This window comes from Arthrobacter sp. SAFR-044 (assembly GCF_051965175.1).
GTDB lineage: Bacteria > Actinomycetota > Actinomycetes > Actinomycetales > Micrococcaceae > Arthrobacter.
Window position 1 is genome coordinate 79,187 of record NZ_JBQCMK010000016.1, and the last position, 12,971, is coordinate 92,157.

13 protein-coding genes and 1 riboswitch are annotated in these 12,971 nt (G+C 66.6%); of the genes, 6 read left to right on the forward strand and 7 right to left on the reverse strand.

Going from position 1 to position 12,971, the window contains the following annotated elements; translation table 11 throughout:
• Window positions 1-248 precede the first annotated feature (248 nt).
• The 5 genes from ACTHQS_RS19245 to ACTHQS_RS19265 all read left to right on the forward strand — a co-directional run bounded on the left by ACTHQS_RS19245 (window position 249) and on the right by ACTHQS_RS19265 (window position 7,040).
• Window positions 249-989 (forward strand): response regulator transcription factor, encoded by a 741-nt coding sequence (locus ACTHQS_RS19245; protein ID WP_440172062.1) that lies wholly within the window; start codon window positions 249-251, stop codon window positions 987-989.
• Between the two features lie 12 nt (window positions 990-1,001).
• Window positions 1,002-2,495: a HAMP domain-containing sensor histidine kinase gene (locus tag ACTHQS_RS19250; RefSeq protein WP_440172064.1), complete on the forward strand. Its 1,494-nt coding sequence runs from the start codon at window positions 1,002-1,004 to the stop codon at window positions 2,493-2,495.
• A gap of 64 nt (window positions 2,496-2,559) precedes the next feature.
• Window positions 2,560-3,903: a glycosyltransferase gene (locus ACTHQS_RS19255; RefSeq protein ID WP_440172066.1), complete on the forward strand. Its 1,344-nt coding sequence runs from the start codon at window positions 2,560-2,562 to the stop codon at window positions 3,901-3,903.
• Window positions 3,900-6,002: a glycosyltransferase family 39 protein gene (locus tag ACTHQS_RS19260; RefSeq protein WP_440172067.1), complete on the forward strand. Its 2,103-nt coding sequence runs from the start codon at window positions 3,900-3,902 to the stop codon at window positions 6,000-6,002. The genes ACTHQS_RS19255 and ACTHQS_RS19260 overlap by 4 nt, the downstream gene beginning before the upstream one ends.
• A gap of 167 nt (window positions 6,003-6,169) precedes the next feature.
• A riboswitch (cyclic di-AMP (ydaO/yuaA leader) is annotated at window positions 6,170-6,330 on the forward strand.
• A 5-nt stretch (window positions 6,331-6,335) separates the two neighbouring features.
• A complete protein-coding gene (locus ACTHQS_RS19265) occupies window positions 6,336-7,040 on the forward strand; it encodes a hypothetical protein (RefSeq protein WP_440172068.1) in 705 nt (234 codons plus the stop codon).
• 115 nt (window positions 7,041-7,155) lie between these two features.
• Here ACTHQS_RS19265 and ACTHQS_RS19270 read toward each other — a convergent pair whose 3' ends face one another.
• The 3 genes from ACTHQS_RS19270 to ACTHQS_RS19280 are packed head-to-tail and all read right to left on the reverse strand — an operon-like array spanning window position 7,156 to window position 9,092.
• Window positions 7,156-7,575, reverse strand: a complete 420-nt coding sequence (locus tag ACTHQS_RS19270) for a glyoxalase superfamily protein (protein ID WP_440172070.1) — start codon at window positions 7,573-7,575, stop codon at window positions 7,156-7,158.
• Window positions 7,576-7,619: 44 nt separating this feature from the next.
• Complete coding sequence (upp, locus tag ACTHQS_RS19275) at window positions 7,620-8,255, reverse strand: uracil phosphoribosyltransferase (protein ID WP_043451999.1); 636 nt, start codon at window positions 8,253-8,255, stop codon at window positions 7,620-7,622.
• Between the two features lie 12 nt (window positions 8,256-8,267).
• Complete coding sequence (locus ACTHQS_RS19280) at window positions 8,268-9,092, reverse strand: phosphatase PAP2 family protein (RefSeq protein ID WP_440172073.1); 825 nt, start codon at window positions 9,090-9,092, stop codon at window positions 8,268-8,270.
• Between the two features lie 54 nt (window positions 9,093-9,146).
• Between ACTHQS_RS19280 and ACTHQS_RS19285 the strand changes: the two genes are divergently transcribed.
• Entirely contained in the window at window positions 9,147-9,653 is a 507-nt protein-coding gene (locus tag ACTHQS_RS19285; RefSeq protein WP_440172075.1) for a nucleoside deaminase, read from the forward strand.
• An 83-nt stretch (window positions 9,654-9,736) separates the two neighbouring features.
• On the opposite strand, the gene ACTHQS_RS19290 is transcribed toward ACTHQS_RS19285, so the two are convergent.
• The 4 genes from ACTHQS_RS19290 to ACTHQS_RS19305 form a co-directional block, all read right to left on the reverse strand.
• Entirely contained in the window at window positions 9,737-10,855 is a 1,119-nt protein-coding gene (locus ACTHQS_RS19290; protein WP_440172077.1) for a glycosyltransferase family 4 protein, read from the reverse strand.
• Complete coding sequence (locus tag ACTHQS_RS19295) at window positions 10,822-11,217, reverse strand: 6-pyruvoyl trahydropterin synthase family protein (RefSeq protein ID WP_440172079.1); 396 nt, start codon at window positions 11,215-11,217, stop codon at window positions 10,822-10,824. The genes ACTHQS_RS19290 and ACTHQS_RS19295 overlap by 34 nt, the downstream gene beginning before the upstream one ends.
• A 3-nt stretch (window positions 11,218-11,220) precedes the next feature.
• On the reverse strand, window positions 11,221-12,261 hold the full coding sequence (locus ACTHQS_RS19300; RefSeq protein WP_440172081.1) for a zinc-dependent alcohol dehydrogenase: 1,041 nt from the start codon (window positions 12,259-12,261) through the stop codon (window positions 11,221-11,223).
• A gap of 311 nt (window positions 12,262-12,572) precedes the next feature.
• Window positions 12,573-12,971: HNH endonuclease signature motif containing protein (locus tag ACTHQS_RS19305; RefSeq protein ID WP_440172083.1), on the reverse strand; the 399-nt coding region annotated here is incomplete at its 5' end.

Below are 12,971 nucleotides of genomic sequence, written 5' to 3' on the forward strand. Positions count from 1 at the left end.
CTTTCTCCAAGAAGTTGTAGCTATTGGTGTTGGTGCTGTTGTCCCAACAGGCTCTGCCGCTTTGCTGTGCGGGGGCTGTGCGGCGAGGCAAGCCTTCCTGTGACCTGGGCCTGCCTGTGACCTGGGGCCTGCGGCCCGCACCCGGAAGGCATCACCTCGCCCCACCCACAGGTGGCTAGGCTGGAGCTCACAGCCGGAACACAGCAACAGCAAAGCATCGGCAAACCGACAGATCGGAGAGTTGTCCCATGGCATCCCCGCACCCCATGACCAACAACCTTCCCCAGCTCACCCACCCGGACGGTTCCCCGATCCGCGCCTTGGTGGTGGATGACGAGCCCAGCCTGTCGGAGCTGATGAGCATGGGCCTGCGCATGGCCGGCTGGTCCGTCGCCGTGGCCGGGGACGGACCCACTGCCGTCAAGCTCGCCAAGGACTTCCACCCGGATGTCCTGGTACTCGATGTCATGCTGCCCGGGTTCGACGGCGTGGAGCTGCTGGGCAGGATCCGCGCCTTCGCGCCGGAGGTGCCCGCGCTCTTCCTGACGGCCAAGGACGACGTCCAGGACCGCATCGTGGGGCTGGCCGCCGGCGGGGACGACTACGTCACCAAGCCCTTCAGCATGGAGGAAGTCCTGCTCCGCCTGCACCGCCTGGTGCAGCGTTCCGGGGTGGCCGCCATGGACACCGCCGAGCTGGTGGTGGGCGATTTGGTCCTCAACGTGGACACCCGGGAAGTCACCCGTGCCGGGGACGACGTCCAGCTGACGGCCACACAGTTCGAACTTCTCCGCTACCTGATGGAAAACCCCAAGCGCGTGGTCAGCAAAGCCCAAATCCTTGACCACGTATGGGATTACGACTTTGGCGGCCAGGCGAACATCGTGGAACTGTACATCTCCTACCTGCGCAAGAAGATCGAAGCCAACCATCCGCCGATGATCCACACGGTGCGCGGGGCGGGCTATGTCATCAAACCCGCAGACTAGCCAAGGAAACGCATGTCTTCGCTTTCCGGTGTCCCCCGGCCCACCGGCCGGTCCTGGTTCAATCCCTCCACCTGGCACCTCCGGACCCGCCTGATCCTGCTGTCCATGGCCCTCCTGGTGGCCATCTCAGGCGCCATCGGGGTGGTCAGCTACGCCTCCATGGACGTAGTCCTCACCAACCAGCTGGATGCACAACTGATGCTGGCATCCCGCGGCCGGCCGCCGGAAGGCAACCCCTCCGGGCGTCCCGATCCCCTGGATGCGCGCGGGCAGAGCGTGGGCACGCTCAACGCCAGGGTGGTGAACGGACAGATCAGCCGGGAAGCGGGTTTCCTCTCCTCTGATGCCACCCGCACGGCGCTGACCTCCCGTGACGTGGCTACCCTTCAGGCACTGCCCCACAACGGCGTGCCGGTGAACCGCGAGCTGTCCAACGGCGACTACCGGCTGATGGCCACCGAAACCCCCTACGGCGATGTGGTGATCACCGGCCTGCCCCTTGCAACGAAACAAAGCACCGAGGCTTCTCTGGTCCTGACCATGGTGCTGGTATCGCTGGGCGGCCTGGTCCTCATCGGGCTTGCCGGAACTGCGCTGATCCGCCGGACCATGCGGCCACTGGAACAGCTCTCCGATGTCGCCACCAGAGTTTCCAAACTGCCCCTGGACGCAGGCGAGGTGGCGCTCGCCGTGCGCGTGCCACCCTCTGCGGCCCATCCCACCACCGAGGTGGGCAGCGTGGGCCACGCCCTGAACCTGATGCTGGACAACGTCTCCAGTGCGCTGGAAGCCCGCCAGCGCAGCGAGATGAAGGTGCGCCAGTTTGTTGCGGATGCCTCCCACGAACTTCGAACGCCCTTGACAGCTATCCGCGGGTACACGGAGCTGATGCGCATGACCGAACCCCTGACGGAGGACGGCCAGAAGTCGCTGGGCCGGGTTCAAAGCCAATCGGAACGCATGACGGCGCTGGTGGAGGACCTGCTGCTGCTGGCAAGGCTGGATGAAGGCAAGGCCAGCGAAACCACGGACGTGGACCTGACCCAGCTGGTGGTGGAAACCGTCAGTGACGAGAAGGTCATGGCCCCGGACCACACCTGGCAGCTGCAGTTGCCCGACGAACCCGTCGTGGTCCGCGGGGACAACACGCAGCTCCACCAGGTGTTGGCGAACCTGCTGTCCAACGCCCGGAAGCACACGCCGGCCGGTACCACCGTCACCACCGGCGTGATGCGCTCCGCGGATGGAAGCGTAGTGGCCACGGTCACCGACGACGGGCCGGGCATCCCGCCGGAGTTCCAGGGGAAAATCTTCTCGCGCTTCACCCGGGCGGACGCTGCCCGTTCGGGAACAGAAGGCTCCGGCGCCGAGGGTTCCTCAGGCCTGGGGCTGTCGATAGTGGAGTCCATCGTCATGGCCCACGGCGGGACCGTGGAACTGGTCTCACGGCCGGGCCGGACCGAGTTCGCGGTACGGCTTCCGGCCGGTGGTTCCGCCTCCCCCTGACTTACACAGGCACGTCACAGGTTGTGCCTAAAACCCACAAATCCGGCAGCGCCACTCTTGATGCATGACGCTCACCGATTCCACTTCAGGAACCCTGCAGGACGCCGCGGTGACACCGCCGGGCAGCGCTGCCCGGGGACGTACCGCACGGCGCGCCCCCGTGGACACCCGCACCGCCGTCCCAGTCCTTGATGTCACCATCCCCGTCTTCAACGAGGAGCGCGACCTTGAGGAATGCCTCCGCAGGCTCCATGGACACCTGGGCGATACCTTTCCGCACAGCTTCCGGATCACGGTGGCAGACAACGCCAGCACGGACGGAACCCTGAAGATCGCCGAACGGCTGGCCCGTGAATTCCCGGAGGTCGCGGTGGTCCACCTGGATGAGAAGGGCCGCGGGAACGCGCTGCGCAAGGTTTGGCTCGCTTCACCGTCGCCGGTCCTTGCCTACATGGACGTGGACCTTTCCACCGATCTGGCGGCCCTGCCTCCGTTGCTGGCTCCCCTGATTTCCGGACACTCGGACCTGGCCATCGGCACCCGGCTGACCCGCAACTCCCGGGTTGTCCGTGGACCCAAGCGGGAGTTCATCTCGCGCAGCTACAACCTGATGCTCCACTCGCTGCTGGCCGCCCGGTTCAGTGACGCCCAGTGTGGATTCAAAGCCATCCGTGCCGACGTCGCACAGCAGATCCTCCCCTATACCGTGGACAACTCCTGGTTCTTCGACACCGAACTCCTGGTCCTGGCCGAACGCTGCGGCCTGCGCGTCCATGAAGTTCCCGTGGACTGGATCGACGATCCCGATTCCAGCGTGGACGTATTCCGCACCGCGCTGGCCGACGTCCGGGGAATGGCAAGGCTCACCCGCGACCTGGTTTACGGCCGCGTCCCTGTTCCGGAACTCCGAGCGGCCCTGGCACGGGGTCCCCTTCCCGCATCGTCCCGGGCTGATGAACAGACCCTCCGCGGCAGCCTGTTCGGCCAACTGGTCCGGTTCGCCGCCATCGGCGCCGCCTCAACTATTGCCTATCTCCTGATTTTCCTGTTCTGCCGCGGCTTCATGGATCCGCAGCTGGCAAACTTCCTGGCGCTGCTGGTCACGGCCGTGGCCAATACCGGCGCCAACCGGCGCTTCACCTTCGGCATCCAGGGCGGCAACCGCGTCCGGCACCACTTCGAGGGGCTGATCGTGTTCGGCATCGGACTGGTGCTCACCTCCGGGGCGCTCGCCCTGGTCCACCGGACGACGACGCCTGACCGGTGGGCGGAAGTCCTCACCGTTGTGGCGGCGAACCTTGCGGCCACGGCAGTGCGGTTCCTGCTGTTCCGGCTCTGGGTCTTCCGGGGAGCCGGCAGCAAAAAGACCACAGACGCCACCACTTCCACAGAAACGGCAGCATCATGACCTCCACCATCTCAGCGGCCGGCGCCGGCTCAGCTGCCGCCCCGCAGCCCTCCACGTCCAGCAGCCCGGCCTTCGGGGCCGGGGCTGCAAAACCCGGTCCGGGCTGGGCACGCCACGCTTTCGGCGGCCAACCGCGCTGGGTGCGGCCCTCCGCCGCCGCGCTCCTGGTGGCCACTGCGGTCCTGTACCTGTGGAACCTCGCAGCCACGGGCTACGGCAACTCTTTCTACGCGGCGGCAATCCAGGCAGGCACCAAGGACTGGACCGCATTCCTCTTCGGATCGCTCGACGCCGGAAACGCCATCACCGTCGACAAGCCGCCCGCCGCACTGTGGATTCCCGCGCTGGCCGGCCGGATCTTTGGGTTCTCGCCGCTGAGCATGCTGGTGCCGGAGGCATTCATGGGCGTGGCCGCCGTCGGCTTCCTCTACCTGGCGGTCAAGAGGGTTTCCGGACCCGCGGCAGGCCTGCTGGCCGGCGGCGCCCTGGCCCTGACGCCCGTGGCTGCGCTCATGTTCAAGTTCAACAACCCCGACGCCATGCTCACCCTCTGCCTGGTACTCGCGGCATACTTCACCACCCGGGCCATTGAACGGGCGGGCTGGAAGTGGCTGGTTGCTGCAGGAGCCGTGATCGGCCTGGCGTTCCTCGCCAAGATGCTGCAAGGCTTCCTGATCGTTCCGGCGCTGGGACTGGCCTACCTGTGGGCTGCCCCCACCTCGATCAGCCGCCGGCTGGGGCACCTCATGGGCGCCCTGGGCGGCATCATTATGGTGGCCGGCAGCTACATCGCCCTTTTCCAGCTGACGCCGGCCTCGGCACGGCCCTACATGGCCGGCTCCACCACCAACAGCTTCCTGGAACTGACCTTCGGCTACAACGGCCTGGCCCGCATCACCGGCTCAGGCGAAGGCATGCCCGGCGGCGGGGCGGGAGGCGCGGCCGGCGGACCCGGCGGTTTCGGCGGGGGCAACAGCGGATTCGGCGGGGCGGCAGGGCTGCTGCGGATGTTCGGCACGAGCTTTGGCGGCGAAGTGTCGTGGCTGCTGCCCGCCGTCCTCGTCCTGCTGGTGGCCGGCCTGTGGTTCACCCGGCGGGAAGCCAGAACCGCCATGGGCCGTGCGTCGCTGATCCTGTGGGGCGGCTGGCTCCTTGTCACCGCGGGTGTCTTCAGCTTCATGAGCGGCATCGTGCACCCCTACTACTCTGTGGCGCTGGCGCCGGCGATCGCAGCCCTCATTGGCATCGGTGCCGTGGAACTCTGGCGCGGCCGCTCCTACTGGCCAGCCAGGATTGTCCTGGCTGCAACCGTCCTGGGCACCTCCATCTGGTCGGCAGTCCTCCTGGGCCGCGACGCGTCCTGGCTCCCCTGGCTGCGCGTCGCCGTCATCGTCCTCGGCGTCCTTGCCGCCGCCGGCATCCTGCTCCGTGTTGACGCGCTTGGCACCGGACGGTTCCGGCGCGCGGGTGCTGCCGCCGTCGTCGTCGTATCCCTCCTGGCCGGCGGACTTGGGGCGGGTGCCTGGACCCTCGCCACCGCAACGTCCGCACATTCAGGTTCCATTCCGACGTCGGGGCCGGCGGGCCCGGCGGCAGGCGGCTTTGGAAACCGGGCGGCAGGTTTCCGCGGCGGCCGCGCCGACGGCACGGACGCGGCCACCGGAACGAATGGGTTTGACCCCGCAAACCGAATTGATGGCGCACCGGATGCAGCCGGCGGAGCCGCTGGTCCCGGAGGAACCGGCGGCGGCCCCGGTGAAGGAACCGCCGACGCCGCGGTCACCGCATTGCTGTCATCCACCACGACCAAATGGTCCGCGATCGTCAGCGGCGCCAGCCAGGCAGCCAGCCTGGAACTCGCTACCAACACCAACGTCATCGCACTGGGCGGCTGGAACGGCGGAGACCCGTACCCCACCCTCGCCGAGTTCCAGGACATGGTGTCCAAGGGCGAGATCGGGTACTACATCCAGGCCGGCGGCATGGGCGGAGGCGGCATGGGCGCCCGCGGCGGCAACTCGGAGGTGGCAGCCTGGGTCCAGGCCAACTTCCAGGCCCAGACTGTGGGCAACTCCATCGTTTACCAACTCGCAAAGTAGGATGCACCGATAGCCTCCAGGCTCGAACGATCCCGGCAAGCGGTGCAAATCGACGCGCTGCTTGCCGTGACTTCTGTTACCTAAATGTGACTTTGGCTTAATCTTCCTGTACCGTCGATTGGGTGCGGCCCCCGTTCGGGCCGCATATCCCGGGTTGACGCCAAGCTCTGCCGCTTCCCCTGGATTCCGATTGAGCAACGGCAGAGGCGGGGGACCCACCGTCCCGGGCAATGAATGCCCTTGGGGTTAAGCACGTACGTGATCTTTCCGTACGGCCGGATGCCCTCATCCGAACCCGACAGCTAACTCCGCAGGTGTGAGAGGCGATCAATCATGTCCAAAAACACGGCAGAACCATGCCTGCCCGCTAAACACCGGGCCAAGCAAGCGGCAAAGAAAACCACCCTGGGCCAGCGCGCCGCCGTCCTTGCAGCATCGTGCGCGGTGCTGGTTGGGGTAGGCGCGGCCGGGCAGGCCACCGGCAGCATGACCCCGGTGTCATCCACCGAGTCAAGCACGGCAGCGTCCGACGCCCAAATGAGCATCGAGAAGAGCGAGATCCGCTCCAACCCTGTGGAGAGCCCCGCTCCCGCCGCAATCGCCGTAGCACCGCAGGCGGCCGAACCGGCTCCCGCAGCGGCACCTGCCGCCCCCGCGCCGGTCGCGCCAGCCCCGGCACCTGCACCCGAGCCCGCCCCCGCACCTGAGCCGGCACCCGCCGTCGCGGTCAACGATCCCGCCGGTGCCCAGGCTTACGCCGCCAGCCAGTTGGCCACGTACGGCTGGGGACCGGACCAGATGCAGTGCCTGCAGACGCTGTGGACCAAGGAATCGGACTGGACCACTACGGCCACCAACCCCAGCAGCGGTGCGTACGGCATCGTCCAGTCCCTCCCTGCTGAGAAGATGGCCAGCTCCGGCGCCGACTACCTCACCAACTACCGCACGCAGATCAACTGGGGCCTGAACTACATCAAGCTCAGCTACGCCTCCCCGTGCGGCGCCCTGGACTTCCACCTGGCGCACAACTGGTACTAGGCACTGCTCGCCTGCGGCGGTGAGCTGAAGGGGCACCTTCCGCTGAGCCTCCCAGGCAGCAACCGCGGCCCGCATCCATCCGGATGCGGGCCGCGGTGCGTTGAGCTGCAGCGTGTTAAGTCGCCGGGGTTTGGGTCTCGGTGCTCTGGGCTGCGTCAGGCCCGGCGTTCCGCCACGGGATGTACTGCACAGCCCACTTATTGCCGTCCGGATCGGCGAAGTACACGAAGTGGCCCCAGTCCTGCACGTCAACGTCGCTGACATCCACGCCGTTGTTTTTCAGGTAGTCGTGGGCGGCATTGATATCGCTGACCACCATCTGAAGGGTCGATCCCGTACCGGGCGGGGCGTCCGAAAGACCCTCGCCGATGCAGATGGAGCAGGCCGAACCCGGCGGGGTCAGCTGCACAAAGCGGATGTCGTCCGACGGCCGCTCGTCGTAGTCGGCGTTGAAGCCCACCTTGTTGACGTAGAAGTCCTTGGCGCGGTCAACGTCGGACACGGGGACAAACACAAGTTCGAGTTTCCAGTCCATCCGCACAGGCTAGCGGCGCGGCCCGGTCCAAAAAAGGGGGAACGCTACCCTGCGATGCCGTAGAGGCGGTCTCCCGCGTCGCCCAGGCCGGGAACGATGTAGGACTTCTCGTTGAGCTTCTCGTCGATGGAGGCCAGGACGATGTGCACGTTGGCCCCGGACAGCTCCTCCTCCAGCCGGGCCAGGCCCTCAGGCGCGGCCAGCAGGCAGATGCAGGTAACGTCCGACGCGCCCCTCTTGAACAGGAACTTGATGGCCTCGCGCAGGGTGCCGCCGGTGGCCAGCATGGGGTCCAGGACGAACACCTGGCGGCCGGTCAGGTCCTCCGGCAGGCGCTCGGCGTAGGTAATGATGTCCAGCGTTTCCTCATCCCGGGCCATGCCCAGGAAGCCTACCTCCGCGGTGGGGACCAGCTTGGTCATGCCTTCCAGCATGCCCAGGCCTGCGCGCAGGATGGGAACCACCAGCGGAGTGGGCTTGGTGAACGCCGTGCCAATGGTGGTGCTGACAGGCGTCTCGATGGTGACAGGCTCGGTGCGGACCTCCCGCGTGGCTTCGTAGGCCAGCAGGGTCACCAGCTCTTCCGTCAGCTGGCGGAAAACCGGCGACGGCGTGTTCTTGTCCCGCAGGACGGTGAGCTTGTGGGCGACCAGGGGGTGGTCAACAACGAGAGTACGCATCCCCCAAAACTATCATCCGGCCGTGTCCTTGTTTTGGCTGCCTCGGGCGTGCTCCTTGCCGCCGTCGTGGTGGTGGTGCACTTCCTCGGCAACCACATCACGGACAATCGGATGGTCGAATGACGGCGCCGCCCCGGCGTGCTCCCGCCGGCGGACCAGGTGGAACAGCCTGTGCGCCAGGATCACCACGCCCACCCAGGTCAGCCCCAGCAACCATCCGGCCATGACGTCGGTCAGCCAGTGGTGGCCAAGGAAGACGCGGCTCAGCCCCATGGCGATTATGAAGATCGTGCCCGCCGTGATGGCCGTGACGCGCACCAGCACGGCCTGGAACTGGAGGCAGACCAGGTAGACCACCAGGCTGATCACTACCGTGGTATTCAGGGTGTGGCCGCTGGGGAAGGACGGCGAATCCTCATAAGGGGGCACCGCGTCCGCGTGGTCCGGGCGGGTGCGGCCCACCAGTTTCTTGCCGAAGGTGGTGGCCATGATGGAAACTCCCGCCGCACCGCCGATCAGGAGGAGCGGGCGCCAGTTCCGGCTGAGGAACGTCAGCCAGGCAGTGAGGATGCTGGCAAGGATGGGCATGCCGACGCCGCCGCCTATGTTGGTGAAGCCGGTAACAAAGGCATCAAGTCCGGGACTGCGGAGGCTCTCGGCCAGGGCCAGGGCGGGCTTGTCCAGGTTGGCCAGGCCCGCAGAATCCACCACATCGTCGTACACCTCCGCGCCCAGCAATGCCAGGGACACGATGATCACGCCGCCCACGAGGATGGTGAGGAGCAGCGCGGCGTAGGGCTTGAACCAAAGACCCAGACGATCCCGAAGAGTGTCCATGGTGCCTCCCTGCGTCGGCAAGTAACCTGAATATCCCGAAACTATCATTGACCCATGCCGTTGCCCGAAAAGAAACATGATGCCTGGATGGGCCTTGCCCTGGCGGAGGCCCGGCGGGCACTCGCCACGGAGGATGTTCCCATCGGCGCCGTGGTGATTGGGCCCGACGGCGACGTGCTGGGTTCCGGCCGAAACCAACGGGAGGAACTGGGTGACCCCACGGCCCATGCCGAGGTGGTGGCCATCCGGGAAGCGGCGGGACGGCTCCAGGAACGGGCACGGCTCGACGGCGGCCGTGGCGACGGCTGGCGGTTGTCCGACTGCACGTTGGTGGTCACCTTGGAACCCTGCGCCATGTGTGCCGGTGCGATTGTCCTGGCCCGGATCCCGCGGGTGGTGTTCGGGGCCTGGGACGAGAAAGCCGGCGCCGCAGGGTCCGTATTCGACATCCTGCGGGAACGCCGGCTGAACCACTGGGTGGAGGTGTACCCGGGGGTCCGTGAGGAGGAGTGTGCCTTGTTGCTGCGCGAGTTTTTCGCGAGGCACCGGAGCAGCCTTTAGTGCAGTTCCTGCGCTGCCGTTCGGTGGCTGCCGCCAGTTCGATGCCGCTCCCGGCGCCGCCGCTCCCGCCGCCAGCCCTTCTGTCAGTCCCGTTCCGACAGCAGGGCCAGCACTCCCCTGGCCGTGCTGTTCCAGTCCGGAAGCCTCGTCCGAGCCTCCAGCGCCGTTGCCCGCCAGCTCTCCCTGGTTCCCGCGTCCTCAAGCCATAGGCGCAGAACCCCGGCCAGCCGCCCGGGGCTCTCCTGCCCACCTTCCGGAAGTGGCAGCGCTGCCCCGGGAAGCAGCGGTCCGCCGCTAGCAGTCTTTAATCCGGCCAACCCCAGCGCCTCCACCGCCCCCGTCCCTTCGCGGACCAGAACGGGAATGCCATGGGCCAGCGATTCAGTGACAGCCATGCCAAAGGCCTCTTGCCGGGACACCAGGAGGCTGAGATCCGTCCGTGCCCATTCAGCGTCCAGCGCTTCGCCCGCGAGCTCGCCCGTGAGCCGCACCCGGTCCTCCAACCCATTCTCCGTGATTGCAGCCCGGACTTCCCGTGCATAGTCGGGGTCAGCGTGGTCCGACCCCACGAAGGACGCAGTCCATGGGAGGTCGTGGACCTGGGCCAAGGCCTCGACAGCCAAAACCTGGTCCTTGTTGGGCAGCAACGCGGCTACGTATGTAAGGTGCGGAGGCTGTGAACCCCTGGCCAGCGGTGCGGGCTCGACACCTGGAAGGGCAACGCCGGGCTGTGGAAGGCCGCGTTCCTGCAGCCTCGTTGCCGCCCATGTGCTGGTGCAGATCACGCCGGTTGCGGCCCGCAGCGCCCTGGCCTCATCTGCAAGGGCTGCTTTCCCTGAACTTTCGGGCACCGGCATATGCACCAGGACCCATATTTCCTGTCCCGTCCTGGCCGCCGAGTCCAGCTCAGCCGGGGCACCAACAGCCACCAGCCCGTCAACGATCACCACTGCCCGTCCGGGACCCGCAGCAGGTTCTCTTCCTTCGAGGAGGGTGCCCAGCCGGCGTCGTTCCGTGGCGCCGGCTTGCGGCCAATCCCCCTCAACACTGATGACGTCCACCTTGGCGCCAAGTGCCCGCAACCCTGCAACCAGGCGGGCGTTGTAGACGTTGCCGCCCGAGCTGTGGCGGATGTTGCCGGGGACCAGCAGCCGGATGTGGCGCACGGTCAGGCGGTGATGTCCAGGGAGTAGGCGGCCCACGCGTCCGGATTCTCGCGAAGGGTGACGTCGATGCCTGCGAGTTCGCGGCCGTCATCGGTGTCCTTGATCCGGGCGGCGACCTTCTTGGCGACGTATTCGGCGAGTGCTTCCGTGGTGCTGAGCTTGCCTTCGAAATCCGGGTGCTCATCCAGGTTCTTGTAGTTCAGGCCGGCGAGCACTTCCTCGATGATGGTTCCGGCGGCACCGATATCCAGGACGATCGCGTCGTCGTTCAGGGCGCGACGACGGAAGGTCACCTCGGCGACGAAGGTTGCCCCGTGGAGTCCCTGGGCGGGCCCGAAGGCTTCGCGCGGAAGACTGTGGGCGATCATGAAGTGGCGGCGAACGGTCAGGCTGAACATGGGTTACCTCAAGTTTTCGGAGTCGGGGGTTGCTGGGCTGGATGCTGGATTGGAGGCGGGGTATTCGACAACGTGGCACAAGGCTTCCAAAGTGCCGTCCGCCAGGCTTTGGACGACACCAGGCAGGTCCTCGAAGCGGGATGATCCGGTCAGGAATGCGTCGAAGACGGGATCCTTGAGCAGCGACACGGCGAGGTCCAGGCGGTCGGCATTGGTGCGGCGGTGGCGCCTGGCCCGCGCCACCATGCCTACCTGGCTGGCCCTGATGGACAGCCGCCGCGCGTGGAAGTCCTCCCCCAGCGGGATAGTGACTTCCCGGTTGGCATACCAGGACATTTCGATAACGTCGCCTTCGTCACCGGCGAGCTGCAGGCTGCGTTCCAGGCCTTCCTGCGAGGCCGAGCAGTGGAACACGATGTCGCAGTCGGACTGTGCGTCGTCCGGATGTGCGAAGTCCACTCCCAGGGTGTCCGCGAGCTGCTTCCTGCCCGGATCCAGGTCGACCAGTTGCAGGCGTTGCAGCGGGAACGTGCGCAGGAGCGTGGCCACCGTGCCGCCCACCAGGCCCGCACCGACGACGGCCACTCTGTCACCCAGCCGCGGACCGGCTTCCCAGAGCGCGTTGACTGCTGTTTCCACCGTCCCGGTGAGGACCGCACGCCGGGAGGGGACGTCGTCGGGAATCCTGGTCAAGGCGGCCACCGGAAGCACATAGAGGTCTTGGTGGGGGTTCAGGCAAAAGACCCGGCGGCCCTTCCACTCTTCGGGTCCTTCCTCCACGACTCCGACGGACAGGTAGCCGAATTTCACGGGCCCGGGGAATTGGCCTTCCTGGTGCGGGGCGCGCATTTCCTGGGCGACCCGTGGCGGCACAGCCCCAGCGTGGACCACCATTTCGGTGCCCTTGCTGATGCCGGAGTAGAGGGCACGAACCAGCGCTTCGCCCGGGCCCTGGGCGGGCACCTCCTCGGCCCTGAGCTCGCCGTGCTCCTTGGCGGTGGTCCAGTATGCGGTTGCGTGGATCGGGTTCTGTGAATTTGTCATCTTGCTGATGAATCTAACCGGACGCGCGTGGGCGGGGAAAGTCCGACGTCGTATGGCCGGGTTTCTTGCCGGGTTTTTCGTCGCTCCCTCGACAAGCGGCGGTACTCCGTTGCGGCGTTTCGCGGCGCGCTTTCACTGCGCGGATTCGTGATGAAGTTGCGCGGACGCGATTTCACTGGGCGGATATTCGTGGCGAAGTTGCGCGGATTCGTGGCGAAGTTGCGCGGGCGCGATTTCGCGGCAACGTACCCTGCACCTCCCGATGCGCATCTTCCCTGGCATCACCCGATGCGCGCATCCTCTCTGGCGTATCAAGAGACAAGATACTGGTGGAGCGCTTCCTCGAGAAGGCTTCGCTGTTCAAGGAGGGCTGGTTCTTTGCTGAAGCCCAGTTCTTCGGGCAGCCTCCGTCTTTCGGGCAGGCTGTACTTTTCGGGCAGCTGCGGTTCACCTTGCAGGCTGAGCTTTTCGGGTCGGCTCCGTGCGCGTTCCAGGAACCCGGCAGGCCATTGGGGTGGTTCCCAGTCCTGGTGTTCGCTGGGGTAGTGGCGGCCGGAGGGTGAGGTCCAGCCGGGTGGTTCATTCTTCGTGGCGGGGGTGGGTTTCCAGCCGGTGGTGTGGCGGAGTTTGTGGTGTTTCGGGCAGGGCTGTCCCAGGTTGCTGATCCCTGTGGTGCCGCCGTTGGCCCAGGCGAGGATGTGGTCGGCGTC